We start from the raw sequence: 16128 nt of genomic DNA, 5'->3' as shown, positions 1-16128 counted from the left end.
AAGTAAAAAGCTAATACACTATGAAAAAACTATTATTGCTGGTCTTTGTAGTTATAATGACCACTGCTTTCGGACAGGAAAAAATGAAATTAGTTGCCGGAAGTTTGGGTGTTTTGAAAGATCAGACTGAAGTAAACGTTGAGGTTAAGTTTGAGAATGTACTATTTATGAAAGAAAATATTACAGAAACTCAATATCTTGAAAACAGGAAAAAACAAGTTCTGGACAATCCTAAAAGAGGAGAAGAGGCATGGAAACAATGGATTGAAGAATGGGAAAAATACAAAAAGGAATATTATGTGGACTATTTTGCAAAGGGTTTGAATAAGACCTATAAAAATATTTCATTTAAAAAAGATGCTGCTGCAAAATATACTCTGCGCTTGGAAACAAATTGGATATTTCCGGGCTGGCATGCCGGAATTACTGCAATGACTGCTGAAATATCAGGTAAAATAAAACTGGTGGAAACAGATAATCCTTCTGTTGTTTTAGCTGAAGTAGAACTTAATAAGTTTGATAAATTTGTGCAAAATAAAGAATTTGTAATGGAGTACGGAAGAATAGCCTCAGCCTATGATTCTGCCGGAAGGTATTTAGGAAGAGAAATTAAAAAGTCTTTAAAATAAAACAAAAAACGGTCTGAAAATTCAGACCGTTTTTTTTATGCTTGGTTTTGCTGCTCCTGTTTTTCTGATTTGATCAGGTTCGCAAGGTTTTTAATAACCGTATCGTGCTTTTTCACAAAAGGATTGTCTTTGTTCCAGACATAACCTGCTAAAACAGCACAGATCTTTTTCTTTACATCCGGATTTTCCGGCTGGTGGAAGAAGAGCTCCTGAAGGTTTCCGGTATACCATTCTTTTACGTATGTTGTGAAAACATCCACTCCATATAAAATGTAGTCTGTGTATTCCCTCTGCCAGTCAATTTTTTCTCCGTTTAATTGTCTTAATGCCAGTTTGGCGGCCAGCATTCCGGATTCTGTAGCAAAAGCCATTCCTGAAGAGAATACCGGATCAAGGAATTCTGAAGCATTCCCGGTTAAAGCAAATCCGTCTCCGAATAAACTTTTTACCGAACAGGAATAATCTTTCAGATGTTTTGGCTCAAAAAGAAAATCTACATTCCCAAAACGTTTTACATAATAATCAGAAAGAGAAATAGCTTTTCTTAAAGCCTCTGTTGTATCTCCGTTCTCAGATAATTTGTCGATATATTCCGTTGGGCCTACAATTCCTAAACTTGTATTTCCGTTGGAAAAGGGAATTACCCAAAGCCATACTTCTGTTTCAATAATATCAAAAGAAATCAAAGTTCCTTCCTCTCCCGGTTCTCTATTGATATCGTCTACATGAGAGAAAATTGCAGAGTGAGGAGACAGTTTTGAAGGTTTTTCTAAATCAAGCAGACGAGGCAGTACTCTTCCGTAGCCGCTGGAATCAATAACAAACTTAGCATGGATTTCTTTCGTTTCTCCATCTTTAGTTCTTACCGTCGTTACAGAATCTGTTCCGTCAAATTGTATGTCAATAACTTCAGTTTCAAATTCAAGATCAATTCCTTTATTAATGACTTCCTGAGCAAGAGTATTATCAAAATCAGCTCTCGGAACCTGCCAGGTCCAGTCCCAGCCTTCCCCGAATTTGTTGCTGAAATCAAAAATGCAGACTTCATCGCCGCGAAGAAAACGTGCTCCAAGCTTTTTTTCAAAGCCCATTTTGTCTAATGCAGGGAAAAGTCCGGCCTCTTCAAAGTGGTCCATTACCCTTGGAATTAAGCTTTCTCCGACAACCAGTCTTGGAAACTTTGTCTTTTCGACTACTTTTACGCTGACGTTATTGTTCTTCAGGTAAGAAGAAGACACGCATCCGGAGGGTCCGGCTCCGATTACAAGAACGTCAACAAATTCTTTGCTCATCTTTGATTTTTTATTTTAATAATAACTTTTATCTTTGCCGCAAAATTAGTGACAAATAATTAATATTTTACAAAATTATCAACTATTACTTTTAATTGATGAAAATAAATAACTTTTTAGAACTGAAAGACTTTCAAAAAATTATCATTGAGAATGAAAAAATAGAACTGGATGAATCACTTTTATCAAGAGTGGATAAGAGTTTTCAGTTTTTAAAGGAGTTTTCAAAAAATAAAGTAATATATGGTGTAAACACCGGCTTTGGGCCGATGGCTCAGTTCAAAATCAGTGATGAAGATACACACCAGCTTCAGTATAACCTTATAAGAAGCCATTCTTCAGGAATTGGAAACCCTTTACCTGCAGATGAGGTGAAGGCATGTATGCTGGCAAGACTGAATACTTTATCATTAGGGAATTCAGGAGTACATCAGTCTGTGATCTATCTTCTTCAGGAGCTGATCAACAGAGATATTACCCCATTGATATTTGAACATGGAGGAGTAGGAGCAAGCGGCGACCTTGTTCAGCTGGCTCACCTGGCTTTGGTACTGATAGGAGAAGGAGAAGTCTTTTATAAAGGAGAAAGAAAATCTACAAAACAGGTTTTTGAAACTGAAGGATTGGAACCGATAAAAGTAGAGATCCGTGAAGGTCTTGCTTTGATGAACGGAACTTCTGTAATGTCAGGAATCGGTATTGTGAATGCTTATAAAGCGAATCAGCTTACAGATATCTCTCTTAGACTTTCTTGTGCAATTAACGAAATTGTTCAGGCTTATGATGATCATTTATCAGAAGCTTTGAACGGAACCAAAAAACATTACGGTCAGCAGAAAGTAGCAGAAAGAATGCGTGCTCACCTGGCAGACAGTAAACTGATCAGAAAAAGAGAAGATCATCTTTATACTCATTTCGAGGAACAGGAGAAAGTATTCAAGGAAAAAGTTCAGGAATATTATTCTTTAAGATGTGTTCCCCAGATTTTAGGTCCGGTATTGGATACGTTGGAATATACAGAAAAGGTGCTTGAGAACGAGATTAATTCTGCCAATGATAACCCAATCATTAACGTTGAAGACCAACATGTTTACCACGGAGGAAACTTCCATGGAGACTACATCTCTCTGGAAATGGACAAACTTAAGATTGTGGTAACCAAACTGACCATGCTAGCTGAAAGACAGTTGAACTATCTTCTGAATGCTAAAATCAATGAAATTTTGCCTCCTTTTGTAAATTTAGGTAAATTAGGTTTCAATTTCGGGATGCAGGGTGTACAGTTTACGGCAACTTCTACAACGGCGGAGAGCCAGATGCTGTCAAATTCTATGTATGTTCACAGTATTCCAAACAATAATGATAATCAGGATATCGTTAGCATGGGAACCAATGCTGCGGTGATCTGCAGAAAAGTGATTGAAAATGCCTTTGAAGTATTAGCAATCGAAGCGATTACGATTATTCAGGCTGTTGAATATCTTGGGTTCCAGGATAAAGTTTCATCCTCTACAAAAGAGCTGTATGATGAAATCAGAAAAATAATTCCTGCTTTCTCAGATGATATGGTAATGTATCCGTATCTGGAGGAAGTAAAGAGATATCTGAAAGGAATGTAACTATTTGCTGTTCTGGATTGTCTTCAAAGAAAGACGTATCACTCAACTTAAAAAAACTAAAAACGATATAAACACTAACGCATGAAATGTGCAATTGTAACAGGAGGCTCCAGAGGAATCGGGAAAGCAATCTGTATAAAACTGGCTGAAGAGAAAAACTATCATATCCTTATCAACTACGCTTCAAACGAAGTGGCAGCAAAAGAAACATTGGCTAAAGTTGAAGAATTGGGTGCTACCGGAGAAATCCTTAAATTTGATGTAGGAAACACTGAAGAAACACAAGCTGTTTTAACTGAATGGCAGGATAGAAACCCTGATTCAGTGGTAGAAGTTATTGTCAATAATGCCGGAATCACAAGAGATGGCCTTTTTATGTGGATGCAGAAAGAAGACTGGAATAGCGTGATCAATACAAGTCTGGATGGATTTTTCAATGTAACTAATTTCTTTATCCAAAAGCTGCTTCGTAACAAATACGGAAGAATCATCAATATGGTTTCGGTATCCGGTGTAAAAGGAACAGCCGGTCAAACGAATTACTCTGCAGCAAAAGGAGCTGTGATAGGTGCTACAAAAGCTCTTGCTCAGGAAGTTGCCAAAAGAAATGTTACCGTAAATGCTGTTGCTCCGGGTTTCATCAAAACAGATATGACCCAGGACTTTAATGAAGAAGAACTGAAAGCAATGATTCCTGCCAACAGATTTGGAGAAGCGGAAGAAGTGGCGGATCTTGTAGCATTTTTAGCATCTAAAAAATCTTCTTACATTACAGGAGAAGTGATTAATATTAACGGAGGAATTTATTCATAACATGGAAAATAGGGTTGTAATTACCGGAATGGGAATTTATTCCTGCATCGGGACGTCTTTAGAAGAGGTCAGGGAATCCCTATATCAAGGAAAATCCGGTATTGTTTTAGATCCGGATAGAAAAGAATTTGGTTTCAGGTCTGGCCTTACAGGAGTTGTTCCAAAACCCGATCTGAAAAACCTCTTAAACAGACGCCAGCGTATCAGTATGGGAGAAGAAAGCGAATATGCGTATCTGGCTACTATGGATGCATTGAAGCAGGCGAATCTGGATGAAGAGTTCCTGAATTCTCATGAAGTGGGAATTTTATATGGAAACGACAGTGTTTCCCAGGCAGTCGTAGAATCTATTGATATTGCCAGGGAAAAGAAAGATACTACATTGATGGGGTCAGGAGCGATCTTCAAATCAATGAATTCAACAGTGACAATGAACCTTTCAACTATTTTTAAACTGAAAGGAATCAATCTTACCATCAGTGCAGCCTGCGCAAGTGGATCCCATTCATTGGGACTGGCTTATATGATGATCAAAAATGGTTTTCAGGACATGATTATCTGTGGCGGTGCTCAGGAAACTAATAAATATTCTATGGCGAGCTTTGACGGACTGGGAGTTTTTTCAGCCAGAGAAGATGAACCCACAAAAGCATCCAGACCTTTCGATGCAGAAAGAGACGGATTGATTCCAAGCGGAGGTGCTGCCAGTCTGATTGTTGAAAGCTTAGAATCTGCCCAAAGAAGAGGTGTTCCAATCATTGCAGAAATTATCGGATACGGTTTTTCTTCAAACGGAGGTCATATTTCAACACCCAATGTAGACGGACCTGCTTTGGCCATGGACAGAGCATTAAAACAGTCAGGATTAAAAGCTTCAGACATCGATTATATCAATGCTCATGCGACTTCTACTCCAATTGGTGATGCCAACGAGGCAAAAGCAATCTATGAGATTTTCGGTAGTGAAGTTCCTGTAAGTTCTACCAAATCTATGACCGGACATGAGTGCTGGATGGCGGGTGCAAGTGAAGTGATCTACTCTATTCTGATGATGCAGAACGATTTTGTAGCTCCCAATATTAATCTGGAAAATCCTGATAATGAAGCACAAAAGATAAATTTGGTCGCAAAAACAAAAAATCAAAAAATTGATGTATTTTTGTCGAATTCTTTTGGGTTTGGGGGAACCAATTCTGCACTAATAGTAAAAAAATTTGATTAAAAACATGGAAAGGGAAAAAATTGTTGCCATCGTTAATGATTTTCTGGTAAACGAATTCGAGGTAGACGGAGACGAAATCAGTAATGATGCCAACCTTAAAAATACACTGGGCTTAGACAGCCTGGATTATATCGACATGGTAGTCGTGATCGAATCCAATTTCGGCGTGAAATTAGGAGAAGCTGATTTCAAAAAAATGGTAACATTTGATGATTTCTATACAACGATTGAAAATAAGATTGCTGAAAAAAACGCTTAGTTATTGAGTAAATCTTTATTCTATAAAATGGGCCAATGTAATAATATCAGGGTGATCCGGTAACGGTTACTTTTAAAAAAGGTATTATTACATTGGTTCTCTGTTATATTAAATTCTATATATGAACAAGTGGAAAGGTAAATCTAAAGGAACAGTACTCGGATACAGAATATTCGTCTGGTGTATTAGAAATATCGGAATCAGAAGTTCATATGGGGTGCTTTACTTTGTAGCAGCCTATTATTCACTGTTTCAGAAGAAGAGTAATCAATATATACGGTATTACTTTCAGAAAAGACTGAACTATGGATACTGGAAATCCAAAGCCTTTATATTTAAAAGTTATTTTACCTTCGGAAAAGTTCTGATTGATAAAACGGCAATTTCTGCCGGGCTCAGAGGCAAATACACTTATGAGTTTGACGGTATTGAAAATCTCAGAGATCTTTTAGGTGCTAAAAAAGGAGGAGTGCTGATCAGTGCTCATATCGGTAATTTTGAAATTGCAGAGCATTTTTTTGCAGATATCGACTTCGACTGCCAGATCAATCTCGTGACCACAGATCAGGAAGTTACCGTGATTAAAGAATATCTGGAGAGCGTTGCCGTAAAAGAAAGTAATATCAAGTTCATCTATGTAAAAGAAGATATGTCGCATATCTTTGAGATCAATAAAGCTTTATCCGAAAATGAGCTGATCTGCTTCACCGGAGACCGTTATTTTGAAGGATCCAAATATCTGGAGGCAGAATTGTTGGGAAAGAGCGCAAAGTTTCCGGCGGGTCCTTTTATGATCGCCTCAAGATTAGGAGTTCCTGTGATCTATGTCTATGTAATGAAAGAAAATAATCTTCATTATCATCTGTATGCAAGAGTGGCCCAGAATATCAAAAACCGAGATTCACAAGGGCTTTTGCAGTCTTATGTTCAGAATCTTGAAACCATGGTGAAAAAATATCCTCTTCAATGGTTTAATTATTTTGATTTTTGGGATGATGTTGATTAATTTTTCTATTTTTATCCTGTAAAAACAAACGAAAAACTAAAAACCATTAAGATTTACTGAGAATTAAGATCATTAAATAGTATTTTCCAAATAAAATTTCTTTGTTTACTGTACCAAAGTAATCTTTAAATATCTTAAATTCCCTGTTTCTTAATTATTAAAAGCACGTTCTCTTTTGAAGAAAGCATATGACATACTTGTAATCGGCAGCGGATTGGGAGGTCTTGTTTCGGCTCTTATTTTGGCGAAAGAAGGTATGAAAGTGTGTGTTCTTGAGAAAAATAATCAATACGGAGGAAATCTGCAGACCTTTTCACGGGACAAACTGATTTTTGATACAGGTGTCCATTATCTCGGAGGGCTGTCCAAAGGGCAGAATCTGAACCTCTTCTTTTCCTATCTGGAAATTATGGATGATCTGGAGCTTCAGCTGATGGATGAAGATGGCTATGACAGGATCAGTTTTGGAGAAGATGAAATAGAATATCCACATGCACAGGGCTATCAGAATTTCGTTGAGCAGCTTTCTAAGTATTTTCCTGAAGAGAAAGTAAACCTTGAAAACTACTGTGAAGAGATTCAGTATGTCTGCAGCCAGTTTCCAAGATATCATGTGGTAGGAAAAGATAATTACAACGAGGAAATACTGCATCTTAATACCAAAAGATTTATTGAATCCGTTACCCAGAACAAAAGGCTTCAAGCTGTTTTACTGGGTTCCAATTTTTTATATGCCGGAGACTCTGAAGATATACCTTTCTATGTACATGCTTTAACGGTAAATTCTTATATCCAAAGCGCCTACAAATGTGTAAAAGGAGGCAGCCAGATCTCTAAACTTCTGATCAGAAAACTTCGGGAATATGGAGCGGAAATACACAAACATTCAGAAGTTTCGGACTTTGTTTTTAATGAAAATAATGTACTGGTATCCGTAAAAACGAAAGAAGGAAAAGAATATTCAGCAAAACAGTTTATTTCAAATATAGAGATTCGTTCCACTATTAAACTAATCGGAGAGGAAAGACTTAAGAAATCCTTTCTGAACAGGGTTTTGAGCTGGAAGTCGGTTTCATCATGCTTTAGTATTTATCTGGTTTTAAGACCTCACAGTCTTCCGAATTTCAATTACAACAGATATCATTATTCATCAGAAGAACAGGTCTGGAATGCATTCCGTTACCGGAAAGAATCATGGCCGGAAACCTATATGCTTTCATCCACGCCCTCGAAGCATCATCCTGAATTTGCAGAAAGTCTGACTGCAATTTCCTATATGGATTTTGATGAGGTTAAAGAATGGGAAAATACATTCAATACCGTAGCGGATGAGCATGAAAGAGGAGAAGCGTATGAAAGATTTAAACTTGAAAAAACAGAAAAAATGCTTGATGCTCTGGAAAAGAAAATTCCTAATCTAAGGCATGCCATCAAAACAATATATACTTCTTCTCCCTTGTCTTACCGGGACTATATCGGGAATTTTGAAGGAAATATGTACGGATACATGAAAAGCTCGGAGAATCCTCTTAAAACAATGGTTTCTCCCCGTACCAAAATCGACAATCTGTTTCTTACCGGACAATCCGTTAATATGCACGGGATTTTAGGGGTTACCATTGGTGCTTTTAATACGTGTGCGGAAATCTTAGGAAAAGAAACCATAGATATTCGGTTGACACAAATGATTAATAAAAACTAAAGTGAAAAAAACGAATTCCATTTATTCATCCTATAAAAGAACTCTTCTTTACCTTACTTTTTGTTTTTTCCTCACTTCCTGCGGAATATCAAAATCTATCCGTCATATTCCTGATGTAAAACAGTATTCGCTGGAGGTTCCGAAAGTAGCCCGTATCAATGACAGTACTTTCAGTTATAATCAGAATTACCTTACAAAAAACAAGCAGCAGCTCTGGGAACTTTATATCAAAGGAAATCCTTTGCAGCTGGGATATAATAATGGAGCATTGACTCAAAGTTTAATGCAGAAACAGGAAGGAATCTTCTTTTCAAAAGTTGAAGGATTTGTACCGTCAAAATTTAAGCAGAGGCTGCTAAGAGGCTTTTTAAAATGGTACAACAGAAAAATGTATCTCAATGTAAGAGAAGATTATCAGGCAGAATTGTATGGTTTGTCACAATATTCATCTGATCAATATGATTTTATCGCTCCGAAATATTTAAGAAACCTTTACCTGCATGGAGCTCATGATATTGGGCATGCAATGCAGGATCTCGCTATGGTAGGCTGTACTTCTCTTGCGGTTTGGAATGAAAATACAGAAGATGGTGATCTGCTGATCGGAAGAAATTTCGATTTTTATGTAGGAGATGATTTTGCAAAAAATAAGTTGGTAGAATTTGTTCAGCCGGAAGAAGGAATCCCATACATGTCAGTAAGCTGGCCGGGAATGATTGGTGTGGTATCCGGGATGAATAAAGAAGGAATTACAGTAACTATTAACGCTGGAAAATCAAAAATTCCTTTAACGGCAAAAACGCCTATTTCCCTTGTTACAAGAGAAATTCTGCAATATGCTAAAAATATTGAGGAAGCGATTGCCATTGCTAAAAAAAGGAAAGTTTTTGTTTCAGAATCCATTCTTGTGGGAAGTGCTGCGGATAAAAATGCAGTCATCATTGAAGTTTCACCTAAAAATTTCGGAGTGTACAGAGTACAAAATACCAGCAGGGTTCTTTGCACCAATCATTTCCAGTCTGACGCCTATAAAGATGATAAAAGAAATCAGAAACATATTGAAGAAAGCCATTCTGAATACCGTTATGAAAGACTTCAGGAGCTTTTACAGGAAGAAAAAAAGATGACCCCGGAAAAGATGGCTTCCATTTTAAGGAACAGATCCGGTTTAAAGGATGAAAGTATTGGTTATGGTAATGAAAAAGCACTCAATCAGCTTTTAGCTCACCATGCCGTTATATTTTCGCCTCAGAAAAAACTGGTCTGGGTGTCTTCAAATCCTTATCAGCTTGGAGAATTTGTATGTTATGATCTGAACGAAATCTTTTCAGAAAAAGGATTGCAGCCTGATGACTTTTCAAAATCAAGTCTGAATATTCCACATGATCCCTTCGCAGATTCTGAAGAATTCCAAAACTATGAATTGTCTAAAATGTACGGTAAAGAAATAAATGAGGCTGCCGACGATAAAAATACACTGTTAACAGATGATGTTATCCCTTCTTATCAATCTATGAATCCGGATTTTTGGCTGGTCTACTATCAATCAGGAAAATATTATTTTAACAAAAAAGAATACTTAAAGGCAAAAATTGAATTTGAAAAAGCTTTGACGAAAGAGATTACGACTGTTCCAGACAGAAAAAATGTAGAAAAATACCTGAAGAAGACTTTAAAGAAACTGAAATGATCCCTAAATATATAAAACTGCTGTTCTGCATTCCCTTTGTCATCATTATTGGCTATTCTGTTTATTTGTGTACGGTTTACAGCTCAATACCTGAAATCATAACCATTCATGGATATGGAAATATGAAAGACAATTACGGAAGTAAAATATTTCTGATAATGCCTGTAATTATGAATTTAGTTATTCTGCTTTTTATCTGGTTGATTATCAGAAGGCCGGATAAGATAAAATTTACTTTTGAAATTGACGAAAACGAAAGAGAAAAAATATATCATATAACGCAATTAGCTCTGGTAATTATTGCGATATTTGTCACCATCATGATGACGCCATTAGCATTTTCTGATATTGTTTATAAATAATTGAATATGACAAAACTTTTAACCCTATTCCTTACTGTATGGTCTCTCTTATCATTTTCTCAGGACAGAAAAGAGATCGGAAATACTTTTATCAAAACCTTACTGGTAGATAAAAATATAGAAAAAGCACATTCTTACTTTGATCCTTCAGTAGCAGGACAGATTCCCGTGGAGCAGCTTAAGGCTATCACAGAACAGCTTCAGGGACAGATAGGAGGATTAAAAAATATCCTGGAAGTGAATAATGAAGGAAATATCTATTATTACTATTCCGAATTTGAAAAAACAAAACTGGATGTTCAGCTTACTTTTGGTGAGAATAATAAAATGCTGGGTTTCTTTTTAGTTCCTCACAAAACATTTGAAAAACCGGATGAGAAGACTACACTGAAAATAAAAAGCGATGGTATTGAACTGAATGGAACATTGCTGGTTCCTCCGTCGAATGATAAAAAGAAACTGGTTATTTTTGTTCATGGTTCCGGAGCGAATGACAGAGACGAAACAATTGGAGAAAACAAACCCTTTAAAGATATTGCAGAATACCTTTTAGCCAACGGAATTGCTTCCTACCGATATGATAAAAGAAACTATTCTTATCCTGAGACATTGAATGAAAAATCTACCGTAGAAGAGGAAACCATCAATGATGCCGTAAATGCAGCTCTTTATTTTAAAAATAATCCTGAGTATAAAGGATATCAGATTATCATTCTGGGACACAGCCAGGGAGCTTATATGATGCCTAAGATTGCAGAAAAAGCACAAGTTTCGAAGTATGTTTTTATGGCTGGAAATGCGAGACCACTACAGGATTTATTAGTAGAACAGTACGAATATCTCCACTCTATGGATCCAGCTAAAGTACCTGCTGAAGCTGTTCAGGAAGTGAAAAAACAGGTCGCATTTTTAAATTCACCCCAATTTAACTTAAATTCACCAGCAACAGAGCTTCCTTTGGGGCAGCCTGCTCCGTATTGGAAATATTTAAAGGACTATAATCAGCTTAAAGAGGTAAAAAAAATCAAAGCTCCCATGTTCTTTGCACAAGGAGGGAGAGATTATCAGGTGACAGAGAAAGATTTCAACCTGTGGAAAGAAACATTGAAAAATGATAAAACAGCCGTTTTTAAATTTTATCCAACATTAAGTCATTTATTCATTGCAGGTTCCGGAAAACCATCTCCAAAGGATTATGAAACAAAGGGGAAGGTGGATGAACAGTTTTTAAAAGACCTTACACAGTTTATTCTGAAATAAATGCAATGAGATCATTGCTCTCATAAGCCTGGAACTTTGTTCCGGGCTTTTTTAATTATTTTCCGGGCTTACTTTATTCAGAAACAGAAAAGAAGTTATCCCTGCAATAGCAGAAAGTGTAGTGCTTAAGATAAAACTGCCGATGATATATTGTACCAGATTGTTTTTAATCAGTTCAAAGTTTAAATCCTGGTTTAAAATATCGCTGTCACCACTTACAAATGGAGCACCCAGAAACAGAGAAGCCGCAATAATAAAAGGAATAAACGGAGGAAGGCTCACATTGGAGGCCACAAATGCAAGTACTTTATTGAGTTTAAAAAGTACAGATAAACTGATGACTAAAAGTGTCTGAAACCCCCAGAACGGTGAAAGTCCTATAAAGACTCCCAATGCAATAGAAAAGGCCTTTGTACGGTTGCTTCCGTCACTTTCTAAGACATCTTCCTGAATGAACTTTTTAAAGCTTTTTTTTTTGAAATTATTCAGAAAATTTCTAGGAATAATATAAAATAAAGTGATCGTTACCAGAATTGTATTCAGAATACTGATTCTCGTAAAATCTTTGAAAGGTCGGAAATGTGAAACACGTTCTGCCGGATCATACAAAACTTTGATTGGAACATTCTTTACCGGAACATGTCTCCATGCAGTTCTTACAATGATTTCAATTTCAAATTCAAACTTAGGGGTAAAATATTTCTTTGGAATTCTATGCAAAGGATAAAGCCTGTAACCGGATTGTGTATCTTCCAGTTTAATTCCGGTTTCAAACCAAAACCAAAAATTGGAAAAACGGTTTCCAAAGCTGCTTTTCTTGGGAATACCATCCTGAGACATATTTCTGTTTCCAATCAGAAGAACCTCCTCTTTTTCCTGAAGAAGGGCCTCTACAAATACAGGAATATCATCCGGATAATGCTGCCCGTCCGAATCAATGGTGATAGCATAACCATATCCTGATTTCTTTGCCGCTCTAAAACCTGTTTTAAGGGCATTCCCCTTTCCTTTGTTCTCCGGTAAAGAGATTATCGTGATCTGAGGATATTGGGCAAGAATCTGAGGGGTAGAATCGGTGGAACCGTCATTGACCACAATAATACTTCCGGTGTAGTTGAGAACACCGTCAATAACCCTGTTCAGAGTCTTTTCATTATTGTAGGTAGGTATTAAAACGCATATCTTCTTTTCAGAAATTGCATTTTGTACTTCAGCAAGGGACATTCTTTTATTTTAAAGTGGCTCTTTCCGCCTCTGTAATGGTTTTAGACTGCATTGCAAACCTTTTGATGTAGCTTTTTAATGCTGCATTTTGTTTGCTGTAATTATTCAGAAGAAATGCTTTATCATCCTTCAGGCTTCCACGGTATCCAACAATTTTAGGGATGTTTTCCTGAACACTCATTCTGATCAGACGAAGTTCCGCATTGCTGGGGTTACTTTTGATAACCGCTTCAAGACTTGTAGCACCTGTTTTAACCAGCGATTTTCTGTTGCTTTTGACAACTTTTGCTTCCATAATCTTCGCCGCGGCTTTATACCCTACAGTCACCGCATCAGAACCGGATTGTTTTTCCGCGGTTTCAATGAAGTTTTGTGTATTACTGCTAGATTCATTGGCTTTAGCATAGCTGTTTCTCAGCGTTTCAAGGTCAGACTGAAAGAAAAAGACAAATGCTGTTATGAATGAGAAGATAAGATTCATGACGATAATTTTTTATAGCTTACAGACAATTTTAATGCAATAGTCTCGCCAAAAGAAGTTATATTTTTTACTTTCACATCTTCTTCACTTTCATTAATATCCAGTTGAAGTACCAGATCAGGTGTTTCAAAAGGATTGATAATTGCCATGAATTTTACATTGGATGCTGTTTTCAGAAACAATTTTGAATCTGTAAATTCCTCTGTCAGTTCTTTAATGATCTGCATCATACAAACACCGGGAGTCACCGGATTTCCAGGGAAATGGCCTTTGAAAATATCGTGGTCTTTATTGAGATGGATGTGAGCAGTAAACTTTCCGTCTTCTGCTTTCTCATAGGATGTTAATGTATAAAAATCTGTAAGAATGGTTTGCATGATCTTATTTTTTAAGATTAAATGTACAATACAATCTGATCTGAAAAGAACTCAAATAGGGTACAATTTTTCTATTGGAAATTACTCTGTTTCGGTTATTTGAAATAGTTTTATATTGATCTTAAAATCTTTGTGCTGTAGATTTAAGCTATCCGCGAAGATAGGTTTTTTTGCATCAAAAGTAAAATCGATTTTTTCCTTATTATTTTTAGTGTAAATGATTTGTTTTAGTAAGTTGTTTTCCTTGTTGAAGAATAGATAATAGCTTTTATTCTCAATTTTTGAAAGATAGATTCTAGCATTGTCATTCTCAAAACTTTCGCTCACAGGATATTGTCTTTTCAATAGCTGCTGAAAATCATTTTTTAGAAAATTGATGACTATTTTTTTATCCAGATCAGGAAGTACATAATTTAACTTGAAATTATCATCAGAAACCTCGAAATCAATCAGTTTATTCCCAAAATCTGATGTTAAAGCGACACGGTGCGTTGTTTCATTCAGTTTTTTGATGATCAGAATTCCGCTCACATGGTTTTTATAAATGTCCATCTGGCATTTGTATACATAATCTTCACCTGAAGAAAAGTATAAATTCTCAACCATCTTTTCAGAAGAGGAAACAGGTTTTACTTCTGTTAACTTGTACGTTTTACAGGAAGCAGCCAGAATCAGGATCAGGCTATAAAGTAAACTCTGACGCAGGAATTGAAGCATTGATCTTGGTGTTTTTGAAAACAATATTCGTGGTATCTCCGGAAGCCTCGGTCATATTCACCTGAGAAACCGTCGACTGATTCTTTGGAAAACACAGCTCGATCTGTTTGATGTATTTCAACAGTTGTGATGTTTTAGGAATAAACTTCGCGATATTGTAATTTCCATTCTTAAAATAAGTTACTGTAAATTCCGGATCATTGAACATCGTTCCGTTTGAGCTTCCTACAATCAGCTTATTGATTTTTTCAAATGTTTTGCTCTTGGCATCTACAGACGATTTTTTCCCCTGGTCATTGATAAAAATCTTGTTGCTTTTAAAAACAATACTGTATTGATAAGGTTTTGTATATTTCCAGCTCAGCATGTTGGGAGTCTGCAGGGACATTCTTCCGTAAGTAACAATGCTCTTATCCAGGAAGTCCATTTTTTTTGTCTGGGTAAAATCACTCTGTAACGTTTTGATCTCTTTAGTCTCCGAAGATACTTTCGACACAAATGCTTTGGCTTCAGCTCCTGACATGGCCGCGTTTTGTGCAAAAAAGAAACCGGAAACTAGTAAGAATGCTCCTAAAGCAATATTTTTAATCATTTCTATTTGAATTTATAATTGTATCAACCGTAAAAGTTGAATATTTTTTGTCCTCCAAAAATACTAATAAATCTGCCAGCACGCGGAAGGTCTTTTCCGAAGTGTCATGAAGGAGGATAATACTTCCTTTTTTCAAGCTTTTAGTAACTCTGCTGTAGATTTTCTTTTCATCATCAATGATGGTGTCCAAAGACCTTACATTCCATCCGATGCTTACTTTATGCGTTCTTTTGATCGCTTTTGCAATATTGGGATTCGTCACTCCAAAAGGAGGTCTGTAAAGATGGGTTGTTATATTTCCCGAGTTTTTAATGACATCGTCGCATTTTTCAATTTCTTCAATCATTTTTGAAGCAGATAAAAATCCTGTGGAATTGGCATGTGATAAGGTATGATTTCCAATCGTATGACCTTCTGCAATGATTCTCTGAAATGTTTCAGGATACTTCTCAACCTGTTTTCCAATACAGAAAAAGGTGGCTTTTACCTGATGTTCTTTAAGCAGGTCTAAAAATTTTGGTGTAAATTCAGTTGGGCCATCATCAAAAGTAAGAGCAACTTCTTTGATCTTTGTACGCTTATGAGTGATACTGTTGACAAAATATCCCAGTTCAATATCAAAAGAGCCCCAGACTACCACCGCAGAAAAAGCAAAAAAACAAAACAGATATACCCAAAAACTTCCGTGGAACGCATAAATAAAAGCGTTACAGAAGAGATAAAACAGGATGAATGGATAGTGTTTCATTGCTGTGGTTTATTTATGTTGAACTTGTTATTATGAGTTGTATGGTCATAATATTTATTGTACACCATTGTCACTCCGTAGGAGTCTGGACTAATTCAGATTCCACGCTCTCTGAATGACAAATACACCGTGTAA

The 16128-nt window shown here is 36.4% G+C and carries 17 protein-coding genes; 10 read left to right on the top strand and 7 right to left on the bottom strand.

The features are described 5' to 3' along the window. Window positions 1–20: 20 nt before the first annotated feature. The gene (locus tag KYG33_RS13155; protein ID WP_139348606.1) at window positions 21–629 is read left to right on the top strand and encodes a hypothetical protein; all 609 of its coding nucleotides are present in this window, start codon (window positions 21–23) and stop codon (window positions 627–629) included. Between the two features lie 35 nt (window positions 630–664). Here KYG33_RS13155 and KYG33_RS13150 read toward each other — a convergent pair whose 3' ends face one another. Then, window positions 665–1921 carry an NAD(P)/FAD-dependent oxidoreductase gene (locus tag KYG33_RS13150; RefSeq protein ID WP_077419529.1) on the bottom strand — a complete coding sequence of 419 codons (1257 nt, stop codon included), beginning with the start codon at window positions 1919–1921 and terminating at the stop codon, window positions 665–667. A gap of 98 nt (window positions 1922–2019) precedes the next feature. Between KYG33_RS13150 and hutH the strand changes: the two genes are divergently transcribed. The 9 genes from hutH to KYG33_RS13105 all read left to right on the top strand — a co-directional run bounded on the left by hutH (window position 2020) and on the right by KYG33_RS13105 (window position 11854). Continuing rightward, window positions 2020–3540 carry a histidine ammonia-lyase gene (hutH, locus tag KYG33_RS13145; protein ID WP_077419530.1) on the top strand — a complete coding sequence of 507 codons (1521 nt, stop codon included), beginning with the start codon at window positions 2020–2022 and terminating at the stop codon, window positions 3538–3540. A gap of 81 nt (window positions 3541–3621) precedes the next feature. Next, on the top strand, window positions 3622–4353 hold the full coding sequence (gene fabG / locus KYG33_RS13140; protein WP_077419531.1) for a 3-oxoacyl-ACP reductase FabG: 732 nt from the start codon (window positions 3622–3624) through the stop codon (window positions 4351–4353). Between the two features lies 1 nt (window position 4354). Continuing rightward, window positions 4355–5575: a beta-ketoacyl-[acyl-carrier-protein] synthase family protein gene (locus KYG33_RS13135; RefSeq protein WP_077419532.1), complete on the top strand. Its 1221-nt coding sequence runs from the start codon at window positions 4355–4357 to the stop codon at window positions 5573–5575. A gap of 4 nt (window positions 5576–5579) precedes the next feature. Next, entirely contained in the window at window positions 5580–5834 is a 255-nt protein-coding gene (locus KYG33_RS13130) for an acyl carrier protein (protein WP_047377388.1), read from the top strand. A gap of 121 nt (window positions 5835–5955) precedes the next feature. Next, window positions 5956–6840 carry a lipid A biosynthesis acyltransferase gene (locus tag KYG33_RS13125; protein ID WP_219071888.1) on the top strand — a complete coding sequence of 295 codons (885 nt, stop codon included), beginning with the start codon at window positions 5956–5958 and terminating at the stop codon, window positions 6838–6840. A 175-nt stretch (window positions 6841–7015) separates the two neighbouring features. Next, window positions 7016–8542: a phytoene desaturase family protein gene (locus tag KYG33_RS13120; RefSeq protein WP_219071887.1), complete on the top strand. Its 1527-nt coding sequence runs from the start codon at window positions 7016–7018 to the stop codon at window positions 8540–8542. Between the two features lies 1 nt (window position 8543). Further along, the gene (locus tag KYG33_RS13115; protein ID WP_411267028.1) at window positions 8544–10232 is read left to right on the top strand and encodes a C45 family autoproteolytic acyltransferase/hydolase; all 1689 of its coding nucleotides are present in this window, start codon (window positions 8544–8546) and stop codon (window positions 10230–10232) included. Next, window positions 10229–10594, top strand: coding sequence for a hypothetical protein (locus KYG33_RS13110; protein ID WP_219071886.1), 366 nt, complete (start codon window positions 10229–10231; stop codon window positions 10592–10594). The genes KYG33_RS13115 and KYG33_RS13110 overlap by 4 nt, the downstream gene beginning before the upstream one ends. A 6-nt stretch (window positions 10595–10600) precedes the next feature. Continuing rightward, window positions 10601–11854 (top strand): DUF3887 domain-containing protein, encoded by a 1254-nt coding sequence (locus KYG33_RS13105; RefSeq protein ID WP_257468776.1) that lies wholly within the window; start codon window positions 10601–10603, stop codon window positions 11852–11854. A 51-nt stretch (window positions 11855–11905) separates the two neighbouring features. Here the strand turns inward: KYG33_RS13105 and KYG33_RS13100 are convergent, their stop codons facing one another. From KYG33_RS13100 to KYG33_RS13075, 6 genes are all read right to left on the bottom strand, one after another. Next, a complete protein-coding gene (locus tag KYG33_RS13100) occupies window positions 11906–13078 on the bottom strand; it encodes a DUF2062 domain-containing protein (protein WP_219071884.1) in 1173 nt (390 codons plus the stop codon). A 4-nt stretch (window positions 13079–13082) separates the two neighbouring features. Then, entirely contained in the window at window positions 13083–13559 is a 477-nt protein-coding gene (locus KYG33_RS13095) for a hypothetical protein (protein ID WP_077419539.1), read from the bottom strand. Continuing rightward, the gene (locus KYG33_RS13090; RefSeq protein ID WP_077419540.1) at window positions 13556–13936 is read right to left on the bottom strand and encodes a 3-hydroxyacyl-ACP dehydratase; all 381 of its coding nucleotides are present in this window, start codon (window positions 13934–13936) and stop codon (window positions 13556–13558) included. The genes KYG33_RS13095 and KYG33_RS13090 overlap by 4 nt, the downstream gene beginning before the upstream one ends. Before the next feature lie 81 nt (window positions 13937–14017). Continuing rightward, the gene (locus tag KYG33_RS13085; protein WP_077419541.1) at window positions 14018–14653 is read right to left on the bottom strand and encodes a hypothetical protein; all 636 of its coding nucleotides are present in this window, start codon (window positions 14651–14653) and stop codon (window positions 14018–14020) included. After that, a complete protein-coding gene (locus KYG33_RS13080; protein ID WP_219071883.1) occupies window positions 14619–15245 on the bottom strand; it encodes a LolA family protein in 627 nt (208 codons plus the stop codon). The genes KYG33_RS13085 and KYG33_RS13080 overlap by 35 nt, the downstream gene beginning before the upstream one ends. Next, window positions 15238–15993, bottom strand: coding sequence for a polysaccharide deacetylase family protein (locus KYG33_RS13075; protein ID WP_180564746.1), 756 nt, complete (start codon window positions 15991–15993; stop codon window positions 15238–15240). Before KYG33_RS13075 ends, KYG33_RS13080 begins: the two co-directional genes overlap by 8 nt. Window positions 15994–16128 lie beyond the last annotated feature (135 nt).

This window comes from Chryseobacterium sp. D764 (assembly GCF_019317325.1).
Taxonomy (GTDB): domain Bacteria; phylum Bacteroidota; class Bacteroidia; order Flavobacteriales; family Weeksellaceae; genus Chryseobacterium.
Note: the sequence above shows the minus strand (reverse complement) of the source record. Positions and strands in the feature narration are given on the sequence as shown.

Coding starts and splice junctions, on each gene's coding strand:
- fabG (WP_077419531.1), top strand. CDS start 3,622: ATGAAATGTGCAATTGTAACAGGAGGCTCCAGAGGAATCGGGAAAGCA.
- KYG33_RS13130 (WP_047377388.1), top strand. CDS start 5,580: ATGGAAAGGGAAAAAATTGTTGCCATCGTTAATGATTTTCTGGTAAAC.
- KYG33_RS13085 (WP_077419541.1), bottom strand. CDS start 14,653: ATGCTTCAATTCCTGCGTCAGAGTTTACTTTATAGCCTGATCCTGATT.
- KYG33_RS13080 (WP_219071883.1), bottom strand. CDS start 15,245: ATGATTAAAAATATTGCTTTAGGAGCATTCTTACTAGTTTCCGGTTTC.
- KYG33_RS13090 (WP_077419540.1), bottom strand. CDS start 13,936: ATGCAAACCATTCTTACAGATTTTTATACATTAACATCCTATGAGAAA.
- KYG33_RS13150 (WP_077419529.1), bottom strand. CDS start 1,921: ATGAGCAAAGAATTTGTTGACGTTCTTGTAATCGGAGCCGGACCCTCC.
- KYG33_RS13135 (WP_077419532.1), top strand. CDS start 4,355: ATGGAAAATAGGGTTGTAATTACCGGAATGGGAATTTATTCCTGCATC.
- KYG33_RS13155 (WP_139348606.1), top strand. CDS start 21: ATGAAAAAACTATTATTGCTGGTCTTTGTAGTTATAATGACCACTGCT.
- KYG33_RS13110 (WP_219071886.1), top strand. CDS start 10,229: ATGATCCCTAAATATATAAAACTGCTGTTCTGCATTCCCTTTGTCATC.
- KYG33_RS13105 (WP_257468776.1), top strand. CDS start 10,601: ATGACAAAACTTTTAACCCTATTCCTTACTGTATGGTCTCTCTTATCA.
- hutH (WP_077419530.1), top strand. CDS start 2,020: ATGAAAATAAATAACTTTTTAGAACTGAAAGACTTTCAAAAAATTATC.
- KYG33_RS13095 (WP_077419539.1), bottom strand. CDS start 13,559: ATGAATCTTATCTTCTCATTCATAACAGCATTTGTCTTTTTCTTTCAG.
- KYG33_RS13125 (WP_219071888.1), top strand. CDS start 5,956: ATGAACAAGTGGAAAGGTAAATCTAAAGGAACAGTACTCGGATACAGA.
- KYG33_RS13075 (WP_180564746.1), bottom strand. CDS start 15,993: ATGAAACACTATCCATTCATCCTGTTTTATCTCTTCTGTAACGCTTTT.
- KYG33_RS13100 (WP_219071884.1), bottom strand. CDS start 13,078: ATGTCCCTTGCTGAAGTACAAAATGCAATTTCTGAAAAGAAGATATGC.